The following is a 13,241-nucleotide window of genomic DNA, read 5'->3' as shown; positions in this document are numbered from 1 at the left end:
CACGGAGAGGGCGATGCAGTTCGATGTCGTGACGCTCTTTCCAGAGATGTTTCGCGCGCTGACCGACTGGGGCATCACCAGCCGGGCGGTGAAGCAGGGGCGGTTCGGTCTGCGCACGTGGAATCCGCGCGATTTCACCACGGACAACTACCGCACCATCGACGACCGTCCTTACGGCGGCGGCCCCGGCATGGTCATGCTGGCGCGCCCGCTGGAAGACGCGATCGCTGCGGCCAGGACAGCGCAGCGCGAGCAAGGCATCGAGAACACGCGCGTCGTGATGATGTCGCCGCAAGGCGCGAAGCTCGACCATGATCGCGTGATGCGTTTCTCGCAGGAACCCGGCCTCGTGCTGTTGTGTGGCCGGTACGAAGCAATCGACCAGCGTTTGATCGATCGCGTGGTGGACGAGGAAGTGAGCCTCGGCGACTTCGTGCTCTCGGGCGGCGAATTGCCCGCCATGGCGCTGATGGATGCCGTCGTGCGCCACTTGCCCGGCGTGCTGAACGACGCGCAATCGGCGGTGCAGGACAGTTTCGTCGACGTATTGCTCGACTGTCCGCACTACACGCGCCCGGAGGAATACGAAGGCGTGCGCGTGCCGGATGTGCTGCTCGGCGGCCACCACAAGGAAATCGACGCCTGGCGCAGGCGCGAAGCATTACGCAATACGTTCATCAAGCGGCCCGATCTGATCGAGCGGGCGCGCAAAAGCAAGTTGCTGAGCGGTGCCGACGAGGCGTGGCTCGCAAGTCTCGCGAAGGACGCGTCGAAGCCGCAATAAGCTTCGGGCGACGAGCGGGACAAAAGGGGGCGCCGACCAACATCGGCGCCGGAAGTGAACCCATCCTCTACCGGGGCCTCATTACCAGAAGTCGAGGCACACAACTCCGGCAAGATGGCACAAGGAGTCAGTAATGAATCTGATTGAACAACTCGAGAAGGAAGAGATCGCACGCGTGCTGGGCGAGAAGGCCATCCCCGACTTCGGTCCGGGCGACACGGTCGTCGTCAACGTGAACGTCGTCGAAGGTACGCGCAAGCGCGTGCAGGCTTACGAAGGCGTCGTGATCGCAAAGCGCAATCGTGGCCTGAACTCGAACTTCATCGTCCGCAAGATTTCGTCGGGCGAAGGCGTCGAGCGTACGTTCCAGACCTACTCGCCGCTGCTCGCGAGCATCGTCGTGAAGCGTCGCGGTGACGTTCGTCGCGCGAAGCTGTACTACCTGCGCGAGCGTTCGGGCAAGTCGGCTCGAATCAAGGAAAAGCTGGTCTCGAAGGACCGTGCCGCTACCGCCGCCGAGTAAGTTCTCAGCAGCGCAGTCGCACCGGAAAAAGCACCCCTCGCGGGTGCTTTTTTCTTTTGTGTTCAAATCGTATCTTCCCCATTCAGGCTTGCGACCGTGTCCACTGGCAAGACATCGACTCCGCGCATTCTCGAACCCGAACAGATGCCCGTCGTCTCGACGGGCGAAGCCATGCCGTCCATTCCGCCGGAGCGCCTGACGCCCGACGGACTGCGCGAACGCTTCACGAAAGAACTGGAGTGGACGCAGGAGCCGCCCGAGCAGCGCATCAAGGCGATCGGCGGCGATCCGCGCGTCGCATCGGTGCTCGTGCCGCTCGTCGTGCGCGAGGGCGGGCTCACGGTGCTGTTGACTCAGCGCGCCGATCATCTCTCCGACCATGCCGGCCAGATCAGCTTCCCCGGCGGACGCCGCGAACCCGAAGACGCCGATGCCGCCGCCACCGCGCTACGCGAGGCGCGCGAGGAAGTCGGCCTTGGCGCGGAGCATTGCGAAGTCATCGGCGCGATGCCCGACTATCTGACCGGCACCGGCTTTCGCGTGACGCCGGTCGTTGCGCTCGTCTATCCGCCGTTCACGTTGAAGGCCGACACGAGCGAAGTCGCCGATATCTTCGAAGTGCCGCTCGCGTGGCTCATGAATCCGGCGAACCACGAAGTGCGCGTGTTCCGCTGGGAAGGCGGCGAACGTCGGTTCTTCGCCATGCCGTACACGCCGAGCGAAGGCAAGGCGCCGTACTTCATCTGGGGCGCGACGGCGGGCATGCTGCGCAATTTTTATCGCTTCCTCGCTGCACGTTAGCCACGCTCGCAACGCGCGCAGCGACCGATCGTACAAAACGCGCAAGGCGCTGTGCTATCGTTACGCGAAACTCGAATCAACCGACTGTTTCGGCGCTTCGCATGACTTTTTTCTCCGTATTGCTGGCTCTCATCATCGAGCAAGTGCGTGCCCTGTCGCCGCACAATCCTGTTTCGTCGTTGCTTCAGTATCATGCGGAATCCACCGCGCACGGCTTCGATGCCGGCAAGCCCAAGCACGGCGTCGTCGCGTGGCTGCTGGTGGTATTGCCGTGGACGCTCGCGGTCGGCCTCGTCTATTACGTGCTGTATCGCATCAACTTCGTTCTGGCGTTCTTGTGGAACGTGGTGATCGTGTACTTCACGCTCGGCTTTCGCCAGTTCAGCCACTATTTCACCGACATCCATCTCGCGCTCAATAACGACGACGTGCCACGCGCGCGCGAAGTGCTGACCGAATGGACCGGGCTGGATACCGTCGACATGCCCGTGAGCGAAATCGTGCGGCACACGCTGGTTCACGCGGTGGTCGCGTCGCACCGGCACGTGTTCGGCGTGTTCTTCTGGTTCCTTATTCCGATCGGTCCGGCGGGCGCGGTGTTCTATCGCATCGCCGAATATCTGGCGCGTGCGTGGGCGATGCCGAGCCCCGAGCGCACCGCGGAGTTCTCGTCGTTCGCGCAGCGGGCGTTCTTCGTGATCGACTGGATTCCGACGCGCCTGACCGCAATGGGCTTCGCGATCGTCGGCAACTTCGAGGACGCGATCTACGCATGGCGCAATCACGCGCGGCAATGGCCGGACTCGAACGACGGCGTGCTGCTGGCCGCAGGCAGCGGCGCGTTGGGCGCGCGTCTCGCGGGGCCGCTCGCCGAACCGTTGAGCGTGGAAGCGCTCGCTGTCGGCGATGCGAGTCCGCTTCCCGTCGGCGACGATTGCACGCCGCGCACGCTGCAATCCGCGGTCGGGCTCGTGTGGCGCGCCGTCATCTTGTGGATGCTGCTCTTGCTGATGCTTACCATCGCGGTGTGGCTAGCCTGAGCGTCAGCCGTCGAGCGGATCGCGCTCCGTCTGACATTGCCAGCACACGGTGAACTGCGGCTCCAGCCGTTCGCCGCAATGCTTGCAGAACCAGGGCCGGGCGTTCGCGTCCGGCCCTTTTTGCGCGCGGTCCAGCAGACGGCGCGCCAACGCTTCGTCGCGATCGTCGACGATCCAGATCTCAGGTGCGCACTGATCCGCCGGAATCTCGCCTAACGCACCGTTGAGATAGCGGTTGTGCAGCTCGCACGGCACGCCCGCTGTCGCCAGCACGTTCACCCAATGTTGCGCCGTGATCAGGTTGGGCGCCCAGGTGAGCCGTTTCATCGCACGATCTGGCTGGCTTCGTGGACGAGTTGCGCGTAGAGCGCATGCCGCTCCGGCCTGATCTTGCCGGCTTCGACCGCTTCGAGCACCGCGCACCCCGGCTCTTGCAGATGATGGCAGTTGTAGAAGCGGCAGTGGCCCAGATACGGGCGGAAGTCGGCGAATGCGCGTTCCAGCTGGCCTTCCGACAGGTGATGCAGGCCGAACTCCTGAAAGCCGGGCGAATCGATCAGCGAGCCGCCCCCGGGCAACGTGTAGAGGCGCGTGAACGTGGTCGTGTGACGGCCGCTGTTGAGCGCCGACGAGATCTCGCGCGTGGCGGCGTCCGCATCGGGCACGAGCAGATTCACGAGCGTCGACTTGCCCATGCCGGATTGCCCGAGCAGGATCGTCGCGCGGTTGTGCAGATGCGCATCCAGTTGCGGATGCACTTCGCCCGGACGCGCCTTCGCCGATAATTCGATCACCGTGTAGCCGAGCTCGCGATACGGCGCGAGGCGTTCTCGCGCGAGCGGCAGCGCGTCCGTCACGTCGGTCTTGTTGAGCACGATGAGCGCGTCGAGTTCGTGCGCTTCGGCTGCGATGAGCGCGCGCCCGAGCAGGTCTTCGCTGAAATGCGGCTCGGTGGCGAGCACGATCAGCAATTGATCGAGATTCGCCGCGAAGAGCTTCGACTTGAACTGGTCGGAGCGGTAGAGCAAATTGCGCCGCTCGTCGATCTCGACGATCACTCCCTGATCCGCCGACGACTGTTCGTACATCACATGATCGCCGACCGCGACGTCGCTCTTTTTGCCGCGCGGGAAGCATTGAAGCATCGCGCCGCCGTCGTCCGGCATCACGAGATAGTGCCGGCCGTGCGCGGCGATCACCGTGCCGCGCAGGCGCGCGGCGGACGACGCGCCGGTCTTGCGCGTGGCGCGCGTCGTCATGCGGCGTGTTGCATCAGACGGTCGATGCGCTGCGAGGCGGGTGGATGCGAATAATAGAACGCGGTGTAGATCGGATCGGGCGTCAACGTGGACGCGTTGTCCTCGTACAGCTTCACGAGCGCGTTGACGAGGTCCTTCGGGTCGGTCTGGCTCGCGGCGAAAGCGTCGGCTTCGAACTCGTTCTTGCGCGATGTCAGGCTGCCGAGCGGCGTCACGAAGAACATGAACACGGGCAGCACGAGCATGAACAGCACGAGCGCGAGCCCGTTGTTGCCGCCGATGAGCGACGGCCGCACGCCGAGGCCTTCGTAGAACCAGACCGTCTGCACGAGCCAGCCGAGCAGCGCGAGCATCGCGAGGCTGATGCCGAACATCACGATCATCAGCTTGAGCACGTGACGGCGCTTGAAGTGGCCGAGTTCGTGCGCGAGCACCGCTTCGATCTCGCTGCCGGACAGCCGCGCGAGCAGGGTGTCGAAGAACACAATGCGCTTGGCCGCGCCGAAGCCCGTGAAGTACGCGTTGCCGTGCGCCGACCGGCGGCTGCCGTCCATCACGAAAAGGCCCTTGGCGGCAAAGCCCGTGCGCGACATCAGGTTTTCGATGCGCGCGCGCAGCGCCTCGTCTTTCAGCGGCTCGAACTTGTTGAAGAGCGGCGCGATGAACGTCGGGTAGATGATCATGGCGAGCAACTGGAACGCGACCCAGACCATCCACGTCCACAGCCACCAGTAAGCACCGGCGCGATCCATGAGCCACAGCGTGAGCAGGAGCAGCGGCGCGCCAATCACGACGCCGAGCACCGTGCCCTTCACCAGATCGACGAAGAAGAGCTTCTTCGACATGCGGTTGAAGCCGAACTTCTCTTCCACGACGAAGTGGCGGATGTAGTCGAACGGCAGGTCGATGAGGCTCGTGATCGCGACGACCGAAGCCACCAGCGCGATCTGCCCGAGATAGCCGCGCCCGAGCCAGCCGGAGATGGCGGTATCGAGCGCCTGCACGCCGCCGAGCAGCGTCAGCGCGACCAGCACGACGGCGCTCGTCACGACTTCGATCATCGTGAGGCGCGTGCGCTCGATCGTGTAATCCGCTGCCCGCTGATGCGCCGCGAGCGGGATGGTGCCGGTGAACTGCGGCGGCACGCCGTTGCGGTGCGCGGCGACGTGGCGAATCTGGCGCGACGCGAGCCAGAGCTTGGTCGAGACCATCGCGGCGAGCGCCACGACGAAGAGGGTCGAGAAGGCGAGCGAGAGGTGGGTCATCCGGGCATTCCGATTGAACTATGCGAGAATTATAGGTTCTTGGCCGTGTCGCCGTTGTCACATCATGCCATCGCGGTGGCTTCCGAGATGCCTTCGGCCCGCGCCTCATTCTCTTCTCAGGCAGCATCCATGACTGACTCTTCCGACCGTCCCGCAAGCGCCGACCTCGCCGCCGAATCCGCACTCGCGCGCAGCGACATGAATCTCATCTGGCTCGACATGGAAATGACCGGGCTCGACCCGGACAACGACCGCATCATCGAAATCGCCGTGGTCGTGACGAACTCGACGCTCGACAAGATGGTGGAAGGTCCGGTGCTCGCCATCCACCAGACGGAAGAAGCGCTCGAACGCATGGACGAGTGGAACCGCAACACGCACGGCCGCTCGGGGCTGATCGAGCGCGTGAAGGCGTCCACGGTGGATGAAGCCGAAGCGACGCGGCAGATTCGCGAGTTTCTCGGCCAGTACGTGCCGCCCGGCAAGTCGCCGATGTGCGGCAACTCCATCTGCCAGGACCGCCGTTTCATGGCGCGCTGGATGCCGGAACTGGAGACGTTCTTCCACTACCGCAATCTGGACGTCAGCACGCTCAAGGAACTGTGCCGCCGCTGGCAGCCGGCCATCTATAAGGGCTTTCAGAAGCGCGCGATGCACACGGCGCTCGCCGACATTCACGAGTCGATCGACGAACTGAAGTACTACCGCGAGCACTTCCTGATTCCGGCGGCGGCGAGCAGCGCGTCTTAAACCTTCGGCGGCCGGATTGCGCTCTTGGGACGGAACGCGGCGACGACTTCCGGCAGCGTGTCGATATACGGCCCGCCGATCAGGTCGATGCAATACGGAACCGCCGCGAAGATGCCGGGCACGGTCGTCTTGCCGTCCGCGTCCTTCACGCCTTCCAGCGTCTCGCGAATCGACTTCGGCTGGCCCGGCAGATTGATGATGAGCGCGGCGTGGTCGGCGGTTTCGCGAATGACTGCCACTTGCCGCGAAAGAATGGCGGTCGGCACGAAGTTCAGGCTGATCTGGCGCATCTGTTCGCCGAAGCCCGGCATCGGCTTCGTGGCGACGGCGAGCGTGGCTTCCGGCGTCACGTCGCGGCGCGCGGGGCCGGTGCCGCCGGTGGTCAGCACGAGATCGCAGCCGAGCGTATCGACGAGTTCGATCAGCGTCGCGGAGATGGTGGCCGCGTCGTCCTGAATCAAGCGCGTTTCGGCGCGCCAGGGCGATGCCATCGCGCCGCCGAGCCACGCTTGCAGCGACGGCAAGCCCTTGTCCTCATACACGCCTTGCGACGCGCGATCGCTGATGGACACGAGTCCGACGATCAACTCGTCCGGATGACTGCGCTCAGGCTTCATCTTTGCCTTCCTCGTCGCCCTCGTTGCTCTCGTCGATGTCTTCGTCTTCCTCGTCTTCCACGCCCGCCGCGTTCTTGATCCACTGGAACAGCTCGCGGTAATAGCGCGGCGGCTTCTGCTGCTGGCGCTCCTTGCGCGCGTTGCGAATGAGCGTGCGGCCTTCCTGCGGATCGACGCCCGGATGCTCGCGAATGAAGTCGGTGAGCGCGGCGTCATCGGCGAGCAACTGTTCGCGTGCGCGTTCGATCCAGTGCAGCCGCGCCGTTTCCGCCTTGTTCACGCCGCGATGCGTGTCGAGCGCGGTGCGCAGCGCGGCGACTTCCTCGTCCGAAAGCGAGCGCATTACGCGCCCGACATACTGCAACTGACGGCGCTTGCCCTCGTGATCCGTGATGCGGCGTGCTTCGCGCACGGCGCTGTCGAGATCTTCGTTCATCGGCATGCGCTTGAGCGCGTCTTTCGGCAGCGCGATGAGCGCTTCGCCGAGCTCTTGCAGCGCGTGCATCTCGCGCTTCAGTTGCGATTTGCTCGGGCGGTCGTAGGCCTGATCGGGCGTGTCGTCGCGATCGGCTTCCATCGGTTGAATGCGGGTTTTACGGTTCATGGCGACATTGTAGCTTGCGCTCGCGCGCGAGCCGACGCGGTTGCGACGGGTGAACGCGCGCCGTCCTTGCTATGATCGCGTGGAGAGTCGGCGTGCGTCTTGAGCAACAACGGGCGCGACGACAGGCGCGACATTCATGACACGGAGCGCGACGGGCGCTTGCGCGGTCAACAAAACCGAAGGCAACGACACATGGCAGCAGACATCGACGTCAGGCAACGCTTTTTTCCGCACACGCAAGATGAGTTGAAGGAGATCGCGTCGGACATCCTGCGCTACGCGAAGGAACTCGGCGCGAGCGATGCCGCCACCGAAATCTCCGAAGGCGACGGCCTCTCGGTGAGCGTGCGGCGCGGCGAAGTGGACACGATCGAGCATAACCGCGACAAGATGGTCGGCGTCACGGTGTTCATCGGCAAGAAGCGCGGCAACGCGAGCACCGCCGACTTCACGCGCGAGGCGTTGCGCGACACGGTCGCGGCGGCGTACAACATCGCGCGATTCACGGCGGAAGACAGCGCCGCCGGGCTCGCCGAGGAAGAACTGCTCGAGAAGTCGCCGCAGGACCTCGATCTCTATCACCCGTGGGACATCGACGCCGAAGAGGCCGCCGACATCGCGCGCCGCGCCGAGGCTGCGGCATTTGCGGTCGACAAGCGCATCACGAATTCGGAAGGCGCGAGCGTCTCCGCGCAGCATTCGCAATTCGTGCTCGCCACTTCGCGCGGTTTCATGGCGGGCTATCCGTATTCGCGGCACTACATCGCATGCGCGCCGATCGCGGCGAGCGGCCGCGACATGCAGCGCGACGACTGGTACACGTCGAAGCGCGACGCCTCCGAGCTTGCCGATCCGGAAGCGGTCGGCCGCTACGCCGCCGAGCGCGCGCTCGCGCGACTGAACGCGCGCAGCCTCGACACGCGCAAGTGCCGCGTGCTGTTCGAAGCGCCGCTCGCTGCGGGCATTCTCGGCGCGTTCGTGCAGGCCGTGAGCGGCGGGGCGCTGTATCGCAAGACGACGTTTCTCGTCGACAGTCTCGGCAAGCCGGTGTTCGCGCCGCATATTCAGATCGTCGAGGACCCGCACGTGCGCGGCGGCATGGGCAGCGCGCCGTTCGACGAAGAAGGCGTACGCACGCAGCGGCGCAACGTCGTGGAAGACGGCGTGGTGCAGGGCTATTTCCTCTCGACGTATTCGGCGCGCAAGCTCGGCATGCAAACGACCGGCAACGCGGGAGGCTCGCACAATCTCTCGATGAAAAGCACGCACACGCAGCCCGGCGACGACTTCGAAGCCATGCTGAAGAAGCTCGGCACGGGCCTTCTGCTGACCGAGCTGATGGGGCAGGGCGTGAACTACGTGACAGGCGACTATTCGCGCGGCGCGTCGGGCTTCTGGGTCGAGAACGGGCAGATCCAGCACGCCGTGGAGGAAATCACGGTCGCGGGCACGCTACAGGAAATGTTCCGCCATATCGAAGCCGTGGGCGCGGACACGGTCGTGCGCGGCACCAAGGCAATCGGTTCGGTGCTGATCGAGCGGATGACGGTGGCGGGGCAGTAAGCGCCGCCTCCCGCGCTGCTGGCTAAACGAAAGGCCCCGGACGATGAGCAATCGTCCGGGGCCTTAGTCGTTGAGTCGCTGCGTCGTTGAGTCGTTGTCATGCGCGCCGCTCGTAAGTGACGAACGCGAACTCGAAGTCGTTGGGCGCCGCCGCGCGATGCCGCTCGCGCGACACTTCGCGCCACTGCGACGCGTCGGGCGCTGGGAAATGCGTGTTGCCGTCGAAATCGGCGTCGATTTCCGTGACGATCAGCTTGCTCGCGCGGTCCATCGCATCGCCATACAGCTGCGCGCCGCCGATCAGGAACGCTTCGGCTGCACCGTCGGCAGTTGCAAGAGCGAGGGCTTCGTCGATGCCCGTCACGGTGTCGCAGCCTTCGAAGCGGCGGCTGGCGTCGCGCGTCACGACGATATTGCGCCGCCCCGGCAACGGCCGCCCGATGGACTCGTGCGTCTTGCGTCCCATGATGATGGGCGCGCCCATCGTCGTGCGTTTGAAGAAGGCGAGGTCTTCGGGCAGGCGCCACGGCAGTTGGTTATCGCGTCCGATCACGCCGTTGCGTGCGCGGGCGACGATGAGAGTGAGCGTCGTCATGTGCAGTCAGGAGAGTGGCGGCGCGCGCCGCCGGGCCGGGCACGAATTCTAACCGACGCGCTCGCGGCGCGGCCCGCTGCCTTCGGCTAGCGCGCGCTCAGCCTCCGGATGCGTCGGCCGCGCCCTCGCAGTGGGCACGCGGGAGTTCCGGCGCGATCTCGTCCCATAGCGTCACGCTCGGGGTCGATGCCGGTCCGCGCCAAAACGAGGCGTCTGAATCATTGGCCGCGCTGTCGCTTATGCGAGACCAGTCGATTGCTTCCGTCTCGCACGCGTCCGACCGTGCATTAGCCATTGATTCAAGGCGCGGTAAATTGTGATCGAGAGCCATTGTGGACAAAGAAATACGAGTAATTAATTCCGCAGGTCGGTGCAGGGAATAAAAACGCTGGGCAACGGGTATCGAAGACATTCTCACCGCATCATAAGCGCAGCGCAGGTTATAGCTAAATGCATGCCATTCTCATCAACGCCTTGTCGGGCAATGCGTCGCGGGCACGAGTTGCGGTTGAATCAGCTAAAACCTCGGGAAAACGTTTCATCAGCGAAACGTGGGGCAAGAAAAGCCGAAAAGGCGGTCAGAATCGGTATAAGCTCTCGTCGTATAAAAAGCGCGACTCGAACTTGCAATAAATCCGTGCGAAGCTGGTCGCAACCCTTAGCCAGCAAGGTTTCGCGACCAGTCAAGGCGTTTGCGACGGTATTTGTTTTCGGTGATTCTGGGTTATAGTAGTCTCTTCAATGCGGTGCTGAATCAAACCAAAAGGGTTTCGCGGAAGGCTGCCGGCGCGGTGCGCGGCACGTTCCAGGGGGCGAGGTATCGAATTGCAAGTCCGGACGCATCACCTGCGAGGGCCAAGAATTCTGCTTGAAGCGAAAGCCTGAACTACGCGACCTTTTCAACGAACGTTGAACCAAGGATCTGAATAATGGACGTCGCTCGGCGGCAACTGATCTATGTGACTCGGGACCCCAGCGAAACGCTATGCGCGCGTTTCGAGGAACGCGGCTGGCAAATCGAGATCGTGGCAAGCGCGCGAGACACGCGCAAAGCGCTGCGCAGCGACCTCGCAATGGGCGGGCTGCTCGATTTATCGGGACATTTCGAATCACACGAACTGGCGGCGTTCGAATCGTCGCTGACCATGACCAACGTGGGCTGGGTGGCGGCAACCGTCGCCGGCCAGCTCGAAGACGCCGCGGTGCGCCGGTTGATCCGCGACTACTGTTTCGACTACGTCACGCTTCCCACTTCGAACGACCGCGTGGTCGATTCCGTCGGCCACGCCTACGGCATGGTCGCGCTGCACGACGCCGCCTCGAACGACGCGCGCAGCGAAGGCCGCGCCGAGGGCGAGATGGTCGGCTCGTGCGACGCCATGCTCGCGCTGTTCCGCTCGATCCGCAAAGTGGCGATGACGGATGCGCCTGTCTTCATCTCGGGCGAATCGGGCACCGGCAAGGAACTCACCGCCGTCGCCATTCACGAGCGCTCGGCGCGCCGGGATCAGCCGTTCGTCGCCATCAATTGCGGCGCGATTCCCGCGCATCTGCTGCAATCCGAACTGTTCGGCTACGAGCGCGGCGCTTTCACGGGCGCGAACCAGCGCAAGATCGGCCGCGTGGAAGCGGCCAACGGCGGCACGCTGTTTCTCGACGAAATCGGCGATCTGCCGCTCGAAAGCCAGGCGAGCCTGTTGCGCTTCCTGCAGGAGCGCAAGGTCGAGCGTCTGGGCGGCCACGGGTCCACGCCGGTGGACGTGCGCATCATTTCGGCGACGCACGTCGACATGCAGACCGCGATGATCGAAGGGCGTTTCCGCGCCGACCTGTATCACCGTCTTTGCGTGCTGCAGATCGACGAGCCGCCGCTGCGCGCGCGCGGCAAGGACATCGAACTGCTCGCGAAGCACATGCTCGACCGCTTCAAGAGAGACGCGAGCCGCCGCCTGCGCGGTTTTTCGCCGGATGCGATCGCCGCGATTCACAACTACGGCTGGCCGGGCAACGTGCGTGAACTGATCAACCGCGTCCGCCGGGCCATCGTGATGTCGGAAGGGCGGCAGATCACCGCGCGCGATCTGGAACTCGGCGAATATGTCGAAGTGGCGCCGGTCTCGCTCGCTCAGGCGCGGGAAGCGGCGGAGCGGCAGGCCATCGAACTCGCACTTCTTCGGCATCGCGGTCGGCTGGGCGACGCGGCGCAAGAACTCGGCATCTCGCGCGTCACGCTGTATCGGCTGCTGAGCGCGCACGGCATGCGTCACATCGAAGTGGACGCGCCCCCGGAACACGCCACGCGCGGCTAACCGACGCATTGTTTCTGCTCACCGGAACGGGCGCCGCATGGCGCCCGTTCTTCTTTTCGCGAACGTCAGCGCCGAGCCGGGCCGCTTGATAAAATCGGTGGTTTCCGCCTCTTTTCGCGTGGCCCGTGCCCGCATTCAAGGAACATCGAATGAAACAGTATCTCGAGCTCGTCCAGACGATCCTCGATACCGGCACGTGGCAGGAAAACCGCACGGGCATCCGCACCATCAGCATTCCGGGCGCAATGCTGCGCTTCGATCTGCAAGAGGGCTTTCCCGCCGTCACGACGAAAAAGCTCGCATTCAAGTCGGCGATCGGCGAAATGATCGGTTTTCTGCGCGCGTCGAAAAGCGCGGCGGACTTCCGCGCGCTCGGCTGCAAGGTGTGGGACGCGAACGCGAACGAAAATCCGCAGTGGCTGGAAAATCCGTATCGCCGCGGCACCGACGATCTCGGCGACGTCTACGGCGTGCAGTGGCGCAATTGGCCGGCGTACAAGCTGATCGACGCCGGCGCGGGCGACCAGATCGCCGATGCGACGAATCGCGGATACGAACTCGTGACGAGCTTCGTCGAGAACGGGCGCGAGCAGGTGCTGCTGTACAAGGCCATCGACCAGTTGCGCCAGTGTCTCGACACCATCATCGAACGGCCGACTGACCGGCGCATTCTCTTTCACGCGTGGAATCCTGCGAAGCTCGACGAGATCGCGTTGCCCGCGTGTCATCTGCTGTATCAGTTCATCCCGAACGTGGCGAAGGCCGAGATTTCGCTGTGCCTCTACATCCGCAGCAACGATGTCGGCCTCGGCACGCCGTTCAATCTGACCGAGGGCGCGGCGCTCCTGCATCTCGTCGGGCGGCTGACGGGCTACAAGCCGCGCTGGTTCACCTACTTCATCGGCGACGCGCACATCTACGAGAATCAGCTCGACATGCTCAACGAGCAGTTGAAGCGCGAGCCGTATCCGCTGCCGCAGTTGATCATCTCCGATCGCGTGCCGGACTACGCGGTGACGAAGCGCTATGAGCCGGAGTGGCTGGAGAAGGTCGAGCCGAAGGACTTCGCGCTGGAAGGCTACCGGCATCACGATCCGATCAGCGCGCCGATGGCGGTCTGATCGAATCGAG

Annotated in this window: 14 protein-coding genes; 8 read left to right on the top strand and 6 right to left on the bottom strand. The window is 64.1% G+C overall.

What is annotated here, in order from left to right:
- Positions 1–13 precede the first annotated feature (13 nt).
- The 4 genes from trmD (at position 14) to LDZ26_RS09285 (ending at position 3,148) form a co-directional block, all read left to right on the top strand.
- A complete protein-coding gene (gene trmD, locus LDZ26_RS09300; RefSeq protein ID WP_244846966.1) occupies positions 14–784 on the top strand; it encodes a tRNA (guanosine(37)-N1)-methyltransferase TrmD in 771 nt (256 codons plus the stop codon).
- A gap of 133 nt (positions 785–917) precedes the next feature.
- Positions 918–1,307, top strand: coding sequence for a 50S ribosomal protein L19 (gene rplS / locus LDZ26_RS09295; RefSeq protein ID WP_159836713.1), 390 nt, complete (start codon positions 918–920; stop codon positions 1,305–1,307).
- A gap of 144 nt (positions 1,308–1,451) precedes the next feature.
- Positions 1,452–2,108, top strand: a complete 657-nt coding sequence (locus LDZ26_RS09290) for a CoA pyrophosphatase (RefSeq protein ID WP_244849135.1) — start codon at positions 1,452–1,454, stop codon at positions 2,106–2,108.
- A 101-nt stretch (positions 2,109–2,209) separates the two neighbouring features.
- The gene (locus LDZ26_RS09285) at positions 2,210–3,148 is read left to right on the top strand and encodes a CobD/CbiB family protein (RefSeq protein WP_244846965.1); all 939 of its coding nucleotides are present in this window, start codon (positions 2,210–2,212) and stop codon (positions 3,146–3,148) included.
- Positions 3,149–3,151: 3 nt separating this feature from the next.
- Here the strand turns inward: LDZ26_RS09285 and LDZ26_RS09280 are convergent, their stop codons facing one another.
- From LDZ26_RS09280 to LDZ26_RS09270, 3 genes are read right to left on the bottom strand one after another with little or no spacing between them, the layout of a single operon-like run.
- Positions 3,152–3,475 (bottom strand): DUF2007 domain-containing protein, encoded by a 324-nt coding sequence (locus LDZ26_RS09280; protein WP_244846964.1) that lies wholly within the window; start codon positions 3,473–3,475, stop codon positions 3,152–3,154.
- Positions 3,472–4,407 (bottom strand): ribosome small subunit-dependent GTPase A, encoded by a 936-nt coding sequence (gene rsgA, locus LDZ26_RS09275; RefSeq protein WP_244846963.1) that lies wholly within the window; start codon positions 4,405–4,407, stop codon positions 3,472–3,474. The genes LDZ26_RS09280 and rsgA overlap by 4 nt, the downstream gene beginning before the upstream one ends.
- Entirely contained in the window at positions 4,404–5,672 is a 1,269-nt protein-coding gene (locus LDZ26_RS09270) for a M48 family metallopeptidase (protein WP_244846962.1), read from the bottom strand. The genes rsgA and LDZ26_RS09270 overlap by 4 nt, the downstream gene beginning before the upstream one ends.
- 129 nt (positions 5,673–5,801) lie before the next feature.
- Here LDZ26_RS09270 and orn point away from each other — a divergent pair, with 129 nt between their 5' ends.
- Positions 5,802–6,422, top strand: a complete 621-nt coding sequence (gene orn, locus LDZ26_RS09265) for an oligoribonuclease (protein ID WP_244846961.1) — start codon at positions 5,802–5,804, stop codon at positions 6,420–6,422.
- Here orn and mog read toward each other — a convergent pair.
- On the bottom strand, positions 6,419–7,039 hold the full coding sequence (gene mog, locus LDZ26_RS09260) for a molybdopterin adenylyltransferase (protein ID WP_244846960.1): 621 nt from the start codon (positions 7,037–7,039) through the stop codon (positions 6,419–6,421). The two genes, orn and mog, sit on opposite strands and share 4 nt — an antisense overlap.
- Positions 7,029–7,643, bottom strand: coding sequence for a ribosome biogenesis factor YjgA (gene yjgA, locus LDZ26_RS09255; protein ID WP_244846959.1), 615 nt, complete (start codon positions 7,641–7,643; stop codon positions 7,029–7,031). The genes mog and yjgA overlap by 11 nt, the downstream gene beginning before the upstream one ends.
- Before the next feature lie 192 nt (positions 7,644–7,835).
- Here yjgA and pmbA point away from each other — a divergent pair, with 192 nt between their 5' ends.
- A complete protein-coding gene (gene pmbA / locus LDZ26_RS09250) occupies positions 7,836–9,206 on the top strand; it encodes a metalloprotease PmbA (protein WP_244846958.1) in 1,371 nt (456 codons plus the stop codon).
- A 97-nt stretch (positions 9,207–9,303) separates the two neighbouring features.
- On the opposite strand, the gene LDZ26_RS09245 is transcribed toward pmbA, so the two are convergent.
- A complete protein-coding gene (locus tag LDZ26_RS09245; protein WP_244846957.1) occupies positions 9,304–9,801 on the bottom strand; it encodes a dihydrofolate reductase in 498 nt (165 codons plus the stop codon).
- Between the two features lie 929 nt (positions 9,802–10,730).
- Here LDZ26_RS09245 and LDZ26_RS09240 point away from each other — a divergent pair.
- Both LDZ26_RS09240 and LDZ26_RS09235 read left to right on the top strand, forming a co-directional pair.
- Positions 10,731–12,110: a sigma-54 dependent transcriptional regulator gene (locus tag LDZ26_RS09240; protein ID WP_244846956.1), complete on the top strand. Its 1,380-nt coding sequence runs from the start codon at positions 10,731–10,733 to the stop codon at positions 12,108–12,110.
- 149 nt (positions 12,111–12,259) lie between these two features.
- On the top strand, positions 12,260–13,231 hold the full coding sequence (locus tag LDZ26_RS09235) for a thymidylate synthase (protein WP_244846955.1): 972 nt from the start codon (positions 12,260–12,262) through the stop codon (positions 13,229–13,231).
- Positions 13,232–13,241: the final 10 nt, after the last annotated feature.

It is taken from the genome of Caballeronia sp. SL2Y3 (assembly GCF_022879575.1).
GTDB lineage: Bacteria > Pseudomonadota > Gammaproteobacteria > Burkholderiales > Burkholderiaceae > Caballeronia.
The sequence above is the reverse complement of the archived record's forward strand: the minus strand, read 5'-3'. Positions and strand labels throughout refer to the sequence as shown.

Bases quoted from the DNA above. Each gene is read 5' to 3' on its own strand.
- trmD (WP_244846966.1), top strand. From the start codon at position 14: ATGCAGTTCGATGTCGTGACGCTCTTTCCAGAGATGTTTCGCGCGCTG.
- rplS (WP_159836713.1), top strand. From the start codon at position 918: ATGAATCTGATTGAACAACTCGAGAAGGAAGAGATCGCACGCGTGCTG.
- LDZ26_RS09290 (WP_244849135.1), top strand. From the start codon at position 1,452: ATGCCCGTCGTCTCGACGGGCGAAGCCATGCCGTCCATTCCGCCGGAG.
- LDZ26_RS09285 (WP_244846965.1), top strand. From the start codon at position 2,210: ATGACTTTTTTCTCCGTATTGCTGGCTCTCATCATCGAGCAAGTGCGT.
- LDZ26_RS09280 (WP_244846964.1), bottom strand. From the start codon at position 3,475: ATGAAACGGCTCACCTGGGCGCCCAACCTGATCACGGCGCAACATTGG.
- rsgA (WP_244846963.1), bottom strand. From the start codon at position 4,407: ATGACGACGCGCGCCACGCGCAAGACCGGCGCGTCGTCCGCCGCGCGC.
- LDZ26_RS09270 (WP_244846962.1), bottom strand. From the start codon at position 5,672: ATGACCCACCTCTCGCTCGCCTTCTCGACCCTCTTCGTCGTGGCGCTC.
- orn (WP_244846961.1), top strand. From the start codon at position 5,802: ATGACTGACTCTTCCGACCGTCCCGCAAGCGCCGACCTCGCCGCCGAA.
- mog (WP_244846960.1), bottom strand. From the start codon at position 7,039: ATGAAGCCTGAGCGCAGTCATCCGGACGAGTTGATCGTCGGACTCGTG.
- yjgA (WP_244846959.1), bottom strand. From the start codon at position 7,643: ATGAACCGTAAAACCCGCATTCAACCGATGGAAGCCGATCGCGACGAC.
- pmbA (WP_244846958.1), top strand. From the start codon at position 7,836: ATGGCAGCAGACATCGACGTCAGGCAACGCTTTTTTCCGCACACGCAA.
- LDZ26_RS09245 (WP_244846957.1), bottom strand. From the start codon at position 9,801: ATGACGACGCTCACTCTCATCGTCGCCCGCGCACGCAACGGCGTGATC.
- LDZ26_RS09240 (WP_244846956.1), top strand. From the start codon at position 10,731: ATGGACGTCGCTCGGCGGCAACTGATCTATGTGACTCGGGACCCCAGC.
- LDZ26_RS09235 (WP_244846955.1), top strand. From the start codon at position 12,260: ATGAAACAGTATCTCGAGCTCGTCCAGACGATCCTCGATACCGGCACG.